The sequence below is a fragment of the Streptomyces clavuligerus genome (assembly GCF_005519465.1).
GTDB lineage: Bacteria > Actinomycetota > Actinomycetes > Streptomycetales > Streptomycetaceae > Streptomyces > Streptomyces clavuligerus.
This window is the reverse complement of the sequence record NZ_CP027858.1, coordinates 6,203,305-6,217,795: the sequence shown is the minus strand read 5'-3', so window position 1 is coordinate 6,217,795 and position 14,491 is coordinate 6,203,305. Positions and strand designations below refer to the sequence as shown.

Here is a 14,491-nt window from a genome sequence, read left to right as displayed (position 1 = left end):
CCGCGCGGCACACAGGAGGGGCAGGCGTGTCACGGCAAGTACTGACGGTGGGTCAGGGAGAGACGGACGGGTTCCGGACCCTGGGGGAGGCGCTGGCGGTGGCCCGGACGGGCGCGGTCGTCCGGGTCGGGCCGGGCCGGTACGCGGAGAATCTCACCGTGCGCACCCGGGTCACGATCGTGGGCGAGGGCGATCCGGGGTCGGTGGAGATCTGCCCGCGCCGCGGCACGGCGGTGACGCTGGTCGCGGACGCGGTGCTCCTCACCGATCTGGTGCTGCGGGGCGGCAGTGAGGACGTCGCGGTGGTGGACGCGCCGCGCGGCCAGATCGCGCTGGACCGCTGCACCGTGGTCGGCTCGGGCTGGACGGCCCTGCTCGCCCGGCAGACCGGGTCGCTGGCGATGCGCGGCTGCCGGATCACCAACCGGGAGGGCGCCGGGATCGTGGACACCTCGACGACCCCGAGCGTCATCGAGGACTGTGTGCTGGAGAACCTCGGCTCCTCGGCCGTCGTCCTCAGTGAGCAGGCCCGTTCCACGGTGCGCGACTGCCGGGTCCGCGACGCCCGCGGCAACGGCGTGCTGGCCAACGGCGAGGCGCAGGGCACCGTCGAGTCCTGCGACATCAGCGGCACCGGCAAACCGGCCCTGGCGCTGGAGGGCAGCAGCACCACCCGGGTGCTGCGCACCACCGTCCGGGACAGCGCCGTCGGCATCCATCTCACCAGCGCCGCCCGCCCGGTCCTGGAGGACGTCACGGTGTCCGGCACCTCGGGTCCGGGCATCGCCCTGTCGGCGGGCGCCGACCCGCTGCTGCGGCGGTGCGCCACCACCCGTACCAAGGGGCAGGGCCTGCTGGTCACCGATCGGTCCCGGGGCACCTTCGAGGACTGCGCGTTCGACACGGCGGCCGGGGCGGCGATCCGGGTCACGGACGCCAGCTCGCCGGCGTTCCTGCGGACGGCCGTGCGGGACTGCGCCGACCCGGAGGCGGCGGTGCAGCTCACCGAGGACTCCACCGCCGAGTTCGACCGGCTGGAGGTGGTCACGCCGCAGGGCAGCGGCGTCTCCGTGCGCGCCCGGGCCAAGCCGCTGCTGCGCCGGGTGCTGGTCACCGGGGCGGGGCGGCACGGCGTGGAGGTGGGCGAGGACGGCCGCGGGCGGCTGGAGTTCTGTGTCGTGGAGCGGGCCGGGCAGGCCGGGGTGCGCGTCGCCGACGGGGCGCAGGTCCAGTTCGACGACTGCGCGCTGCGCGACTGCGGGGACGCCGCCGTCTCCGTGGGCCGGGAGGGCCTGGCCACGGTCCGCGACACCGAGGTGGAGGGCTGTGCCTCCTCCGGGGTGCTGGTGGAGGACGGCGGCGAGGCCGCGCTGACCCGGGTGCGGATCTCGGGGGCCGGTGCGCACGGCGTGCTGCTGGCCGCGGGCGCCCGTGCGGAGCTGCGGTCCTGCGAGATGTCCGGCAGTGTCGGCGACGGCGTCCGGGTGGACACGGCGGAGCCGGTGACGGTCCACGGCTGCACGGTCCGCGACAACCGGGGCGCCGGTCTGACCCGGACCCGGGCCGGGGACCGGCTCGACGTGCTGGAGCTGACCAGCGCGGACAACGGGGCCCCGGACGCCTGGGGCGTGGACGCGGCGACCGCCGGGAGCCCCGGCGCGCCGGGCCGGGCGGACGGCGGCCCGAAGGGCCCGCTGGCGGCGCTGGAGGCGCTGATCGGCCTGGAGAACGTCAAGCACCAGGTGCGCACGCTGGTCAACCTCAACCAACTGGCGCAGCGCCGCAAGCGGTTGGGCATGCCGGTGCCGTCGATGAGCCGCCATCTGGTCTTCGCGGGCCCGCCCGGTACCGGCAAGACCACCGTGGCGCGGCTCTACGGCTCGATCCTGGCGGAGCTGGGTGTGCTGCCGCAGGGCCATCTGGTGGAGGTCTCCCGCGCCGACCTGGTGGCGCAGGTGATCGGCGGTACGGCGATCAAGACCACGGAGGCGTTCAGGACGGCGATCGGCGGTGTCCTCTTCATCGACGAGGCGTACACCCTCACCTCGGGCGGCTCCTCGAACGACTTCGGCAGGGAGGCGGTCGACACCCTGCTGAAGCTGATGGAGGACCACCGGGACGAGGTCGCGGTCATCGCCGCGGGCTACTCGTCCGAGATGGACGGCTTCCTGTCCTCCAACCCGGGCCTGGCCTCCCGTTTCACCCGCACCATCGAGTTCGGCAACTACTCGGTCGACGAGCTGGTGACGATCACCGAGAGCATGTGCGGCTCCCATCAGTACGAGCTGGGCCCCGGCACCTCCCAGGTGCTCGCCGCGCACTACGAGGCCATGGACCGCGGCGCCTCCTTCGGCAACGGCCGGGCCGCGCGCGGGGTGTTCCAGGAGATGGTCGACCGCCAGGCGTCCCGGCTGGCCACGATGGACGAACCGGCCGAACGGGATCTGACGCTGCTGCTGCCGGAGGATGTCGGCGAGTCCGCTGCGGCCCCGGGGACGGCGGCGGAGGACCGGGACTCGATGCTGGCGGAGCTGGACGGGATGGTGGGGCTGCGCGCCGTGAAACGCGAGGTCACCGATCTGGTGAGTCTGCTCACCACCGCGAGGCGGCGCGAGGCGGCGGGTCTGCCGGTGCCCCGTATCAGCCGGCATCTGGTGTTCTCCGGCTCCCCCGGCACCGGCAAGACCACGGTGGCCCGGCTCTACGCCCGTCTGCTGGCCTCGCTGGGCGTCCTGTCCCGCGGCCAACTGGTGGAGGTGGCCCGCGCGGACCTGGTCGGCCGGTATGTCGGCCATACCGCGCAGCTCACCAAGGAGGTGTTCCAGAGCGCGTTGGGCGGTGTCCTCTTCATCGACGAGGCGTACACCCTCACACCCGAGGGGGCGGGCTCCGACTTCGGCAGGGAAGCGGTGGACACCCTGCTGAAGCTGATGGAGGACCACCGGGACGAGGTGGTGGTGATCGTCGCGGGCTATACCGGGGAGATGCGCGGCTTCCTGTCCTCCAACCCGGGTCTGGCCTCCCGCTTCTCCCGTTTCGTGGAGTTCGAGGACTACTCCACCGACGAGCTGCTCACCATCCTGGACCGGCAGGCCGAGGAGAGTGGCTACACCTGCGCCGCCCCCACCCTGGAGGCGCTGCGCGCCCTGGTCGACGCGGCCCCGCGCGGCCGGACGTTCGGCAACGCCCGGCTGGCCCGCCGGCTTCTGGAGACGATGGTCACCCAGCAGGCCCGCCGTCTCAGCGCCGTCCCCCGGCCCACCGTGGACGATCTGCGCACCCTGCTGCCGGAGGACCTGCCGGCGGCGGGGCCGGGCGGCCCGGTGGGCTGACTCCGCGCCGGTGCGGGGCCGGCCGGGGAGGGCCGCTCCGGGACCGGATCGCGCCACCCGACCCGGCCGAATGCCCCCTACCGGCCCCGGAGGTGGCCGGACACCGTAACCCATCATGTCCCTTCACTCCCCACCGGGGTGGATATGAGGCAGACCGGAGCTTAGGTTAGGCTCACTTAAGTCATGAGCTCACCGCAGTTCCGCCGCCATGCGGTGTCGGCTGCCTGTCGGCCCTAGGAGTCATCAGCCGTGCGTTCCGCCCGTTTCCGCAAGATCTCTGTCGTGACCGGTACGGTCCTCTCCGCGAGCCTGGTGCTCAGCGCCTGTGGCACGTCCGACGAAGGCTCGGACTCCGCCACCAGCGAGGGCGAGGTCACCGTCACGACGGCCAAGGGCGAACTCTCCGTGCCCCGGAAGCCCTCGCGGGTCGCCGCGCTCGACAACACCTCGTTCCTGACGCTCAAGGCGTTCGGCGTCAAGCCCGTCGCGGTGCCGAAGCAGCTCCTGCCGAAGGAGGGCTTCGACGACTGGAAGAACGACGCGTCCATCAAGGACGTGGGCACCCACCGCGAGCCCAAGTTCGAGGCGCTCAACGCCGCCGAGCCGAACCTGATCGTCGGCGGCTACCGGTTCGCCGACCACCACGACAAGCTCTCCAAGATCGCCAAGACGGTCGACATCGCCCCGGCCGACGAGGCCGAGGGCGGCTATGTCCAGTCGCTGAAGACGCAGACCGAGTCACTCGGAAAGATCTTCGGCCAGGAGACGAAGGCCAAGGAGATCGTCGCCGCGCTCGACCGGGCCGAGAAGTCGGCCGCGGGCGCCACCAAGGGCGAGAGCGTCTTCCTCGCGGTCGCCAGCGCCGGCAAGGTCGACAACGGCGCCAGCCGCATCGGGCGCCTCGCCGAGCCGCTGAACCTGAAGAACGTGCTCAGCGCCGAGGGCGAGGAGAGCACCTCCGTCCACGACAACTCGGGGCTCGCCCCGGAGACGATCGCCAAGCTGAACCCCGACTGGGTGATCATGCTGGACCGGGACGCGGCCGTGGGCGCCGAGACCGGCGAGGCCATCGCCGCGAAGACGGTCGTGGACGGCATGGAGGCATGGGAGAAGACCACGTTCCGCAAGCAGGACCAGGTCATCTATCTGGCGAGCGACTTCTATCTGACCGAGGGCATCCAGGCGTACACCGACGCGTTCAACCAGGTCGCCACCGCGTTCACCAAGGCCGGCTGACCCTTCGCGCCGAAGGCCGTCCGACATCACCGCGATCGGCCGACGCCACCGCGGTCCGGTACCGCCACCGCGATCGGGTGCCGCCCGTCCCCCACCGGGCGGCACCCGGCCGTACGGGCCCGTGTGCCCCGGCCGCCGCGCCCGCCCGGCGGCCCCCGGCCTCCGTGCCCACCGCATCCGTCCCGGCCGTCGCACCTGCCCCGGCCGCCACCCGGCCCCTCCCCCAGCCCGCTCCGGAAGCCCCATGCGCCGACTCCCCCTCCCGCTGGCCACGCTCGGTGTGCTGGCCCTGGTCACCGCCTCGCTCTTCGTCGGCGGCTATGACATCGACCCGCACGCGCTGCTCACCGACCCCGAGGCCCGGCGGATGTTCCTCATCTCCCGGGTGCCGCGCACCCTCGCGCTGATCCTCGCCGCGGCCGCGATGGCCGTCTCCGGCGTGATCATGCAGATGCTCGTACAGAACCGGTTCGTCGAGCCGACCACCACGGGCACCAGTGAATGGGCGGCGCTCGGCGTCCTGCTGCTGACCCTCCTCGTCCCGGCCGCGTCCCCGATGGTGAAAATGGGCGCCGCCAGTGCCTTCGCCTTCGCGGGCGCGCTCGTCTTCCTGTTCGTCCTCGGGCGGATCGCCCTCACCTCGCAGGTGATCGTGCCGATCGTGGGGATCATGCTGGGCGCCCTGATCAGCTCGGTCACGCTGTACATCGCCTCGTCCACGAATCTGCTCCAGATGCTGGCCACCTGGCGCTCGGGCGGGTTCAGCTCGGTGGTGCGCGGCAGCTATGAGCCGCTGTGGGTGGTGGGTGTCATCGTCGTCGGCCTGTACGCCGCGGCCGACCGCTTCACCATCGCCGGACTCGGCCGGTCCACCGCCACCAGCCTGGGGCTGCCCTACCGCCGGGTCATGTTCATCGGCCTGAGCATGGTCGCCCTGGCCACCGGCGTGACCACCGTCGTCGTCGGCTTCATCCCCTTCCTCGGGCTGATCGTGCCGAACCTGGTCTCGATGGCACGCGGCGACAACGTCCGGAGCAATCTGCCGTGGGTGGTGCTCAGCAGTGTGGCCCTGATGATCGCCTGCGATCTCGTCGGGCGGCTCGTCGTCCGTCCGATGGAGATCCCGGCGACCGTGGTGCTCGGCGCCGTCGGCGCGGTCGTGTTCGTCGTGATGATCCTGCGTCAGCGAGGGAAGGCCCATGTCTGAGATCCCTGTGCAGACGCCCGCCCCGGCGAAGGCCCCCGTCCGCCGGGCGCTTCCCGCCGCCGCGCGGCTCACCGCCGCCACCGTGCTCGCCGCCGTCTGCGCGGCCTGCTTTCTCTTCCTCTTCGTCGAAGGCTCCTTCGCGTTCGCCTTCGAACGCCGTCTGAGCATGTTCGGGACGATGCTGATCGTCGCGTTCGCCCAGGCGGTGGGGACGGTGGTGTTCCAGACCATCACCCACAACCGCATCCTCACCCCGTCGATCATGGGGTTCGACTCCGTCTACATCCTGATGCAGACCCTGCTGGTGTCCGTGTTCGGCGGCAGTGTGCTCGTCGCGACGGACGGGATGCCGAAGCTGGTCACCCAGACCCTGCTGATGGTCGGCTTCACGATGCTGCTGTTCGGCTGGCTGTTCTCCGGGCGCGGCGGCAGTCTGCATGTGCTGCTCCTCGTCGGGGTGGTGCTGGGCCTCGCCTTCCGCAGCCTGTCCGACTTCCTTCAGCGGCTGCTCTCCCCCGCCGAGTACGACGTGCTGTCGACCCGGCTGTACGGGCGGCTCAGCAGCGCCGAGGCGGAGTATCTGCCGCTGGCCGGCGCCGTCTGCCTGATCACCGGCGCCATCGTCTGGCAGCGCCGCCACCGGCTCGACGCCCTTCTCCTCGGCCGGGACACCGCCACCAATCTGGGCATCTCCTACCGGCGCGAGCTGTCCCTGCTGCTGCTGCTGTTGATCTCCCTGCTGATCGCCATGTCGACCGCCCTCGCGGGCCCCATGACCTTCTTCGGCTTCGTCACCGCGCTGCTCGCCCACCAGCTGGCGGGCACCCACCGGCACGCCGTCGTCCTCCCGCTGGCCTTCCTCATCGGACTGATCACCCTGGTCGGCGGCCAGTTCGTGATGGAGCACGTCTTCTACGCCTCCGGCATGCTCACCGTCGTCATCGAATTCGTCGGCGGAACGGTCTTCCTCGTCCATCTGCTCCGGAAGGGCACCCTGTGATCGAGTTCACCGACATCCGCAAGGCGTACGGCGACGACGTCGTGCTCGGCCCGGTCTCCGGACGCATCCCGGCGGGCGGCGTCACCTCGCTCGTCGGCCCCAACGGCGCGGGCAAGTCCACCCTGCTGACCATCATCGGCCGCCTCGCCGAGCCCACCTCGGGCACCGTGACCGTCGACGGCCTCGACGTCCACCGGGCCCCGTCCCGGGATGTCGCCCGGACGCTGTCCATCCTCCGTCAGGAGAACCACTTCACCGCCCGGGTGACCGTACGCGAACTGGTCTCCTTCGGCCGGTTCCCGCACTGCCGGGGGCGGCTGACCCAGCGGGACATCGCCCATGTCGACGACGCCCTGGACTTCCTCCACCTCGGCGACCTCCAGCACCGCTATCTCGACCAGCTCTCCGGCGGCCAGCGCCAGCGCGCCTATGTCGCGATGGTCCTCGCCCAGGACACCCGCTACGTCCTGCTGGACGAGCCCCTCAACAACCTCGACATGAAGCACTCCGTCCGGATGATGTCGCAGCTCCGCCGTGCCGCCGACGAACTCGGCAAGACCGTCGTCCTGATCGTCCACGACATCAACTTCGCCGCCACCTACTCCGACCGGATCATCGCCCTCCGCGACGGCCGTGTCGCCGCCTCCGACACGGTCGACGCGATGATGCGCGCCGAGGTCCTCAGCGAGGTGTTCGACACCCCGGTCCAGGTCCACGAGGTCGACGGACGGCGGACGGCGGTCTACTACCGCTGAGCCCGGGGGCCGAGGCCGGATCCGCACCGGTCCGCACCGGTCCGCCCACCGGTCCGCACCGGTCCTCCTGCGGGCGGGGGCTTCCGACGGCGGCCTAGCAGATGGGCCACTCCGACAGCCGGAACGAGGAGATCTGGTCGTTGAGTGCGGTGGGCACTCCGGCCGAGATACCGCTGGGCGGAATGGAGTTCATCAGACAGCCGCCCTGGTAGTTGGCGTCGCGGTAGATCGTCACATAGTAGTTCGTGCGGTTGCGGTAGGACGTGGCCTTGTCGTTCATCGCGGCGCCGACATAGGCCATGCTCTGCTCCGACGCCAGCATGTGGCCGTCGAAGTTGTGGTGCTCCCAGAGGCAGAACCGAAGCGGCAGACAGTTGTTCGGGTCCCCGGCTGCGGCCTGGGGCGCGGTGGCGAATCCGGCCGCCAGGGCACCGGTGAGCGCGGTCGCGAGGGCCGCGAGCCGGAGCCCGACCCCGCTCCGCCGCGTCCCGCGTACCTCATGTGTCTCACGCGCCTTGGACAACTCGTACGGCATCGGTGCCCATGCCTCTCGTCGGTCGTGCGCGAACAACGGAGCGGTGCGGTGGACATCGTAGGTGCCGCAGGGACGGCCAAGGCCCCCCTCCGGCAGGTCTCCCGGGGTTGGCGGAAAGGGATCGACGCCGGGGCCGGTGCGTCACGCCGTGGGCGGGGAGGCGTTCCCCCGGAGGGTGATGACCACCGTGGCGTCCCAGTCGGCGGTGTCCCGGTGGGTGACCGCGATGACCGTTCCGGGCCGTTGCCGCAGCGCCCTCAGGATGTGTCGTTCCGTTGTCGCGTCCAGCGCCGCCGTCGCTTCGTCGAGGACGAGGACGGGCGCGTTCTTCAGCAGGGCGCGCGCCAGGGCGACGCGTTGGCGTTCCCCGCCGGAGAGTGCGTTCCCCTGGTGTCCGACCTGCTGATGGATGCCGTGCGGGGACCGGGTGACGACGGTGTCCAGGTGCGCCGTTCGGCAGACTTCGAGGACTTCGTCGTCGGTGGCGGCGGGGTTGCCGAGCCGGATGTTCCCGGCGAGGGTGCCGTCGAAGACGATCGGGTCCTGAGGGACGTAGGCGAAGTGCGCGGCGAGATCCTCGTACCGCAGGTCCGTCAGGGCGGCCCCGCCCAGGGTCACCCGCCCCTGCTCGGGGTCGTCGAAGCGCATGAGCAGATTGAGCAGGGTGCTTTTGCCGCTTCCCGTCGGGCCGGTGATGAGCACCCGTGACCCTTCGGGGACGAGGGCGGAGACATCGCGGAGCACGGGCGGGTGCGCGATGCCCGCGAGTTCCAGTCCGTAACCCTTCCCCGGGGCGCTCCGCGGGGGCTCCGGCAGAGCGGGCGCGGTGGCGACGGTGCGGTACTGCCGGACCGTGGTGCGCAGGTCGTTCACGGTCAGGCCCGCGAGAGCGAGGGCGTCCAGCGGTGCCGCGGCCCGTCCGGTCAGGACGACGAGGGCGAGCGCCGCCGCGGGGTCGTCGGTCCCCGTGGCCGCGAGGAGCACGACGACCCCGGCGAGCGGCAGGGCGGCGGCGAGGCCGGAGACGAGGGTGGCCGGTGCGGAGGCGTTATTGGTACGGGCGAACGCGGCTTCCTGCGCCTGCCAGGTGGCCATGAGGCGGGCGACGGCCCGCTCGGGGCCCGCGGCCGTCCGGAGCAGTTCGAGGTGATCGACGAATTCCAGCGCCGCCGCGGCGGCGGCCTGTTCGGCGTCGCCCCGGTCGGCGTCCGCGCGGGCCAGGGCCCGTTGCGCGAGGCTCTGTGCGACGAAGGCGACGGCCAGGAGCGCGCCCACGAACAGCATCGCGGACGGTCCGCCGACGATCCCGACGCCCGCGAGCAGCAGCAGGGGGATCAGCGGCGGGAGGATGAACGTCTGAAGCTGATGGGCGGGCACGCTCATCAGCGTCGGGATGGCGCGTCCGGCGACGGTTCTGACCAGTGCGCGGTTGGTCTCGGTGAACCAGGAGAGCCTGGCGCGCGCGAACGTGGTGCCGAGCGTGTCGTAGAGGTCGCCCGCGAGCCGGGCGCCGGTGAGGTAACCGGCGCGTGAGACGAGCACGGTCGTCGCGACGGCCGCTCCCGCCGCGCCGAGCACCGGTCCGGGCGGCTGTCCGTCCGCGATCGCCCAGGTGAGCGTCGTGTACGCGGCGGCTTCGGCGACGGCGACGAGTGCCCAGCCGAAGGCGATCCGGGTCAGTCGCCGCCGGGCCGCGCCGGGAAGCGTCCGCGCCGCGCCCGGAAGCAGGCGGGACACGGCGGGAAGCAGGCGCGCCGCAGTGGTGGGCGTCCGGGACGCGGGTGTGGTCATCGGCTGCCTCCGGCCGTCGTGAGGTGTGTCCCGGTGAGCGTGAGCTGTTCGTCCGCGGTCGCGGCGAGCCGGAGGTCGTGCGTGACGACGATCAGCGTCTTCCCCGCGTCGGCGAGGAGACGCAGCTCCGCCATGACCCGGTCGGCTGTCCGCGCGTCGAGTGCGCTGGTGGGTTCGTCGAGGAGGATCACGGGCGCGTCGGTGAGGAAGGCCCGCGCCAGGGCGACGCGCTGTCTCTCGCCGCCGGAGAGGTCCGCCGTCCCCGTCCCGGGCGGAATACGGAGCTGGGCCCGCCGGAGCCCCTCGGCGAGGTCCCCGTCGTCCGCGTCCGGGGCGGAGAGGCGCAGGGTGTCGCGGACCGTCCCGGGCAGGAGGTCGCCGCCTTGCGGGAGGAGGAGGACCGGTCCCGATGCCTGGCACGGGGTGGCGGCGGGCGGGAGGACGACGTTCCCCGCCATGGCGGATTCCAGTCCGGCGATGACCCGGAGAAGTGTCGTCTTGCCGCTTCCGCTGGGTCCGGTGACGGCGGTGATCGCCGACGGCGTGAACGTGTGCGTCACCTCGTGGACGAGGACGCGCCCGGCGTTCTTGACCGTGAGGCGGACCAGGGCCGTTCCCGTGGCGCCCGCCCCGTCACCGGCCCGGCGCGCAAAGGGCGTGACGGCGGGCTCCCGGAACACCTCGGCGATACGGCCCGCGGCGGCGCGGCCCGCCCGGACGTGGTCGAGCCCATGGCCGAGGCGCAGCGCCGGGGTGACGGTGGCCAGGCCGAACAGCAGCATCACGGCGAGGGTCCCGGGTTCCCGCCCATGGCCGGCGGCGTAGGCGATCGCATAGGTCGCGGCCGCTTGGAGCAGGGCTCCCGCGACGGCGGCGAGGGTCGCGACCCGTCCCACCCAGCGGACCGTCCCGGTGGTGAAGCGCCGGGTCGCCGCCGCGTAGGCGGCCGCCGCGCCGCCCTGGGCCCCGTACACACGGCAGATCCGCGCTCCGCGGGCGTGGTCGTCGACGGCGGCGGCGATGTCGCTCATCACCCGGGCGCTCTCGGCTCCGTGGCGTGCCGAGGTCCGGGGGACGACGAGGAGGTGGTAGCAGGCGGCGAGCAGCCCCGGGACCAGGGCGAGCAGCGCGGCGGGGCCCGCGACGGCGAGCAGGACGGCCGTGCTCGCCAGGGGGACGACCGCGAGCGTCGCGGTCTCGGCGGGCAGATGGGCGACGGTGTGGTGCAGTGCGGCGATGTCGTCGGAGACCAGGCGGCGCAGCGCGTCACCGCCGCGTGCGGCCAGGGCGCTCGCCGGCATGCGGACCAGGTGTTCCGCGATGTCGCGGCGGAGTCGTTCCGCGAACCGCGCCTCGCCCCGGTGGGCGGTCCATGAGGACAGGGCCGACAGCAGAGCGCCGGTGAGCCACGCGGTACAGGCCCACACCGCGTGCGCGGGCGCCGGGTCGGTGAGGAGCCGTACCGTGAACCAGAGCGCGCCGAGGCGGCAGAGCCCGCAGGCGGCGGCGGTGAGCGAGGCGAGGGCGAGCGCCGGGAGGCCGGGGAGCAGCGCACGGATGAGGGGTGAGGGTCCGGCCGGACGCGGCGGGGGCTCGTGTTCAGACGTCATCGGCGGCCTCCCGGCGGGTCGTGCGGTCGCGTCCGACCGGAACGACCTGGGGGGGTACCGGCGACAGGGTCGGCGGCGACGAGGCACCGCAGCTCGAAGACGTCCTCGACCCGTTCCGCGGTGACGACGTCGGACGGCGGGCCCTCGGCCACGACGGCGCCGTCCTTCATCACGATCATGTGGGTCGCGTACCGCGCGGCCTGGTTGAGGTCGTGGAGCACCGCGACGAGGGTTCGCCCGGCCAGGTGCAGATCGGTGAAGAGTTCGAGCAGTTCGATCTGGTGGGTCAGGTCGAGGAAGGTCGTCGGCTCGTCGAGGAGGAGGATGTCCGTCTGCTGGGCGAGTGCCATCGCCACCCACACGCGCTGGCGCTGTCCGCCGGAGAGTTCGTCGACCGGGCGCGCGGACAGGTCCTCGACGCCGGTCGCGGCCATCGCTTCCGCGACGTGCCGCTGGTCGGCGTCGGTCCATTGGCGGACGAGGGTCTGATACGGGTAGCGGCCGCGGGCGACGAGGTCGGCGACGCGGATGCCGTCGGGGGCGAGCGAGGACTGCGGGAGGAGTCCGAGTCTGCGGGCGACGTCCTTGGCCTTGCGGGTGTGGATGTCCTGGCCGTCGAGGACGATCCGTCCGGCCGCGGGCCGCAGGAGTCTGGAGAGTCCGCGCAGCAGCGTGGACTTCCCGCACGCGTTCGGGCCGACGACGACCGTGAACGAGCCGTCCGGGATCGCCACGGAGAGCCGTGCGGTGACGGGGCGGTCGTCGTATCCGATGGTCACGTTCTCGGCGCGGAGCCGGGAAGGGCCCGATGGGCTCATGGGTGCTTCGGTGTTGTGGGATTTCATATGCTTCGCCTTGTTTCGCGGATCAGTAGCTGGATCAGGTAGAGCCCGCCGACGCAGACGGTGATCAGACCGACGGGCACCGGCCGGTACGCCTGCGCGACCGCCAGCGAGGCCGTATGGGCGAGGGAGACGAGGGCGGCGCCCAGGAACGCGGCGGAGGCGACCGTCACCCCCGGGGTGCGGGTCAGTCGGCGGGCGAGCTGCGGCGCGGCGAGTGCGACGAACGCGATCGGTCCGGCCGCCGCGGTCACCAGCGCGGTCGCGGCGACCCCCACGATCAGGAGCACCGGTCGGGCGCGGGCGGTGTCGACCCCCTGGGCGGTGGCCGCGTCGTCACCCAGCTCCAGTTGGCGTAGCGCAGGGGCGAGGACGCTGACGCATGCGAGGACGAGCGCCCCGCCGATCAGGGAGGGGACGAGGGCGTCCCATCCCACCCGGTTCAGCGAGCCCGCCGCCCAGAAGCCGACGCTCATGGCGTCGTCGATGTCGGCCCGGGTGATGAGGTAGGAGGTGATCGACTGGAGCATGGCCGAGACGGCGATACCGACGACGATCAGCCGGAACCCGTGCGCACCCCGACGGGAGGAGGAGAGCAGTTGGACCACGCCCGCGGTGAGCAGACCTCCGGCGATCGCCGCCGTGGCCACCGACCCGTGGTGGTGGGAGCCGATGAGCACCGTCGTGAGGACGACGCCCGTGTAGGCCCCGGCGTCGAAGCCGATCACATCCGGTGATCCGAGGGGATTGCGGGTGAGGGACTGGAAGATCGCCCCGCCGATCCCCAGCAGCGCGCCGAACAGGATCGCGCCGATCGCCATCGGCAGCCGCCATTCGGCCACGATCAGCCGGTGGAAGTCGTCGCCCTGCCCGGCGAGCGCCCGCACGACCTGGAGGGGGGTGAGCGGATAGTCGCCGAAGCCGAGGGAGAGCACCGCGGCGCCGAGGGCGACCGCCGTGAGGGCCAGGGCGACGGCGAGGCTTCGCAGGCTGACGCGTGCCGCGAAGAGGCCGCCGACGCGGAGGCGGGCCTGCCGGTGGCCGAAGTCGATCGGTTCGGGGCGGGAGGTGGAGCGGTTCACAGTCCGGCCGCCTTTCCACGACGGACGAGGGCGATGAGCACGGGGGCGCCGATCAGGGCTGTCAGCACTCCTGCCTCGATCTCTCCGGGGCGGGCGACGAGCCGCCCGATCACATCGGCGGTGAGGACGACGGCAGGCGAGGCCAGGACGGTGCAGGCGATGATCCACCGCTGGTCGGGTCCGGTGAACCAGCGCACGATGTGCGGGACCATCAGCCCGATGAACGCGATTCCTCCGGTGAGGGCCGTGGCCCCGCCCGCGAGCAGGGTGACCGCGGCGATCCCGGCGACGCGGGTGCGGACGACGCTCACACCCAGCGACGCCGCCTGATCGTCGCCCAGGGCGACGGCGTTCAGGGCTCCGCCCAGGCAGAGGGCGATCGCCAGCCCGACGGCGAGGAACGGCAGCACGGAGAGCGCGTCGGGAATCGAGGCGCGGGCGAGCGAACCGAGGCCCCAGTTCTTGAAGGCCCGGAAGGTCTCCTCGTCCATGAGCATGATGAACGTCGAGAACGCCGTGAGGACCGCGGCCAGGGCCACACCGGCGAGCAGGAGTGCGACGGGGGAGGCGGCACCGCGTCCGAGGGAGCCGATCGTGTGGACGGCCGCCGTGGCGACGATCGCGCCGAGGAAGGCGAACCACACATATCCGGTGATGCCCGTCACCCCGAACAGGCCCACACCGATCGTGACCGCGAACCCCGCTCCCGCGTTCACGCCCAGGATTCCCGGGTCGGCGAGCGGGTTGCGGGTGATCGCCTGGATCAGCGCTCCCGCGACTCCGAAGGCGACGCCCGAGACGACGCCGACGACGGTGCGGGGCACCCGCAGGGTCCAGACGATCGACGCCGCCTCGGACCCGTCGGGCTGGAACACGTTCCGCCACACGTCCCGGAGCGGGAGGGGATTGGCGCCCAGGCTCACGCTCAGCGCCAGCACACAGAGGAGGACGAGCACCAGCGCCACCAGCCCCGACAGCCGTCGGGCGGGCGGGAGTCGTTCCGTGCGTCTCTTCTCCGGCGGGCCGGATCGCGCCGCGTCCCTGGTCATGGTTCTCCTCGGTCGGACAGGTGCGGGGGCGCGGCGACGCTCACGCCCCGCC

11 protein-coding genes are annotated in these 14,491 nt (G+C 72.4%); 5 read left to right on the top strand and 6 right to left on the bottom strand.

Annotation, left to right across the window (positions count from 1 at the left end; translation table 11 throughout):
- The first annotated feature begins 26 nt into the window (after window positions 1–26).
- The 5 genes from CRV15_RS26220 to CRV15_RS26200 all read left to right on the top strand — a co-directional run bounded on the left by CRV15_RS26220 (window position 27) and on the right by CRV15_RS26200 (window position 7,530).
- Window positions 27–3,332 (top strand): right-handed parallel beta-helix repeat-containing protein, encoded by a 3,306-nt coding sequence (locus tag CRV15_RS26220; protein ID WP_003959489.1) that lies wholly within the window; start codon window positions 27–29, stop codon window positions 3,330–3,332.
- Window positions 3,333–3,614: 282 nt separating this feature from the next.
- Complete coding sequence (locus tag CRV15_RS26215) at window positions 3,615–4,568, top strand: siderophore ABC transporter substrate-binding protein (RefSeq protein ID WP_230864090.1); 954 nt, start codon at window positions 3,615–3,617, stop codon at window positions 4,566–4,568.
- A 244-nt stretch (window positions 4,569–4,812) separates the two neighbouring features.
- Complete coding sequence (locus CRV15_RS26210) at window positions 4,813–5,775, top strand: iron chelate uptake ABC transporter family permease subunit (protein ID WP_003955296.1); 963 nt, start codon at window positions 4,813–4,815, stop codon at window positions 5,773–5,775.
- Window positions 5,768–6,775: an iron chelate uptake ABC transporter family permease subunit gene (locus CRV15_RS26205; RefSeq protein ID WP_003955297.1), complete on the top strand. Its 1,008-nt coding sequence runs from the start codon at window positions 5,768–5,770 to the stop codon at window positions 6,773–6,775. Before CRV15_RS26210 ends, CRV15_RS26205 begins: the two co-directional genes overlap by 8 nt.
- Window positions 6,772–7,530, top strand: a complete 759-nt coding sequence (locus CRV15_RS26200; RefSeq protein WP_003955298.1) for an iron ABC transporter ATP-binding protein — start codon at window positions 6,772–6,774, stop codon at window positions 7,528–7,530. The genes CRV15_RS26205 and CRV15_RS26200 overlap by 4 nt, the downstream gene beginning before the upstream one ends.
- A 94-nt stretch (window positions 7,531–7,624) precedes the next feature.
- Here CRV15_RS26200 and CRV15_RS26195 read toward each other — a convergent pair whose 3' ends face one another.
- The 6 genes from CRV15_RS26195 to CRV15_RS26170 all read right to left on the bottom strand — a co-directional run bounded on the left by CRV15_RS26195 (window position 7,625) and on the right by CRV15_RS26170 (window position 14,439).
- The gene (locus tag CRV15_RS26195) at window positions 7,625–8,065 is read right to left on the bottom strand and encodes a peptidase inhibitor family I36 protein (RefSeq protein WP_003955299.1); all 441 of its coding nucleotides are present in this window, start codon (window positions 8,063–8,065) and stop codon (window positions 7,625–7,627) included.
- Between the two features lie 141 nt (window positions 8,066–8,206).
- Complete coding sequence (locus CRV15_RS26190; RefSeq protein ID WP_003959491.1) at window positions 8,207–9,856, bottom strand: ATP-binding cassette domain-containing protein; 1,650 nt, start codon at window positions 9,854–9,856, stop codon at window positions 8,207–8,209.
- Complete coding sequence (locus tag CRV15_RS26185; protein WP_003955301.1) at window positions 9,853–11,466, bottom strand: ATP-binding cassette domain-containing protein; 1,614 nt, start codon at window positions 11,464–11,466, stop codon at window positions 9,853–9,855. Before CRV15_RS26185 ends, CRV15_RS26190 begins: the two co-directional genes overlap by 4 nt.
- Window positions 11,463–12,311 (bottom strand): ABC transporter ATP-binding protein, encoded by an 849-nt coding sequence (locus tag CRV15_RS26180; protein WP_003955302.1) that lies wholly within the window; start codon window positions 12,309–12,311, stop codon window positions 11,463–11,465. The genes CRV15_RS26185 and CRV15_RS26180 overlap by 4 nt, the downstream gene beginning before the upstream one ends.
- Window positions 12,308–13,390 carry a FecCD family ABC transporter permease gene (locus CRV15_RS26175; RefSeq protein ID WP_003959492.1) on the bottom strand — a complete coding sequence of 361 codons (1,083 nt, stop codon included), beginning with the start codon at window positions 13,388–13,390 and terminating at the stop codon, window positions 12,308–12,310. Before CRV15_RS26175 ends, CRV15_RS26180 begins: the two co-directional genes overlap by 4 nt.
- Window positions 13,387–14,439, bottom strand: coding sequence for a FecCD family ABC transporter permease (locus CRV15_RS26170; protein ID WP_003955304.1), 1,053 nt, complete (start codon window positions 14,437–14,439; stop codon window positions 13,387–13,389). Before CRV15_RS26170 ends, CRV15_RS26175 begins: the two co-directional genes overlap by 4 nt.
- Window positions 14,440–14,491 lie beyond the last annotated feature (52 nt).

Bases quoted from the DNA above. Each gene is read 5' to 3' on its own strand.
- CRV15_RS26185 (WP_003955301.1), bottom strand. From the start codon at position 11,466: ATGACGTCTGAACACGAGCCCCCGCCGCGTCCGGCCGGACCCTCACCC.
- CRV15_RS26180 (WP_003955302.1), bottom strand. From the start codon at position 12,311: ATGAAATCCCACAACACCGAAGCACCCATGAGCCCATCGGGCCCTTCC.
- CRV15_RS26170 (WP_003955304.1), bottom strand. From the start codon at position 14,439: ATGACCAGGGACGCGGCGCGATCCGGCCCGCCGGAGAAGAGACGCACG.
- CRV15_RS26210 (WP_003955296.1), top strand. From the start codon at position 4,813: ATGCGCCGACTCCCCCTCCCGCTGGCCACGCTCGGTGTGCTGGCCCTG.
- CRV15_RS26205 (WP_003955297.1), top strand. From the start codon at position 5,768: ATGTCTGAGATCCCTGTGCAGACGCCCGCCCCGGCGAAGGCCCCCGTC.
- CRV15_RS26195 (WP_003955299.1), bottom strand. From the start codon at position 8,065: ATGCCGTACGAGTTGTCCAAGGCGCGTGAGACACATGAGGTACGCGGG.
- CRV15_RS26190 (WP_003959491.1), bottom strand. From the start codon at position 9,856: ATGACCACACCCGCGTCCCGGACGCCCACCACTGCGGCGCGCCTGCTT.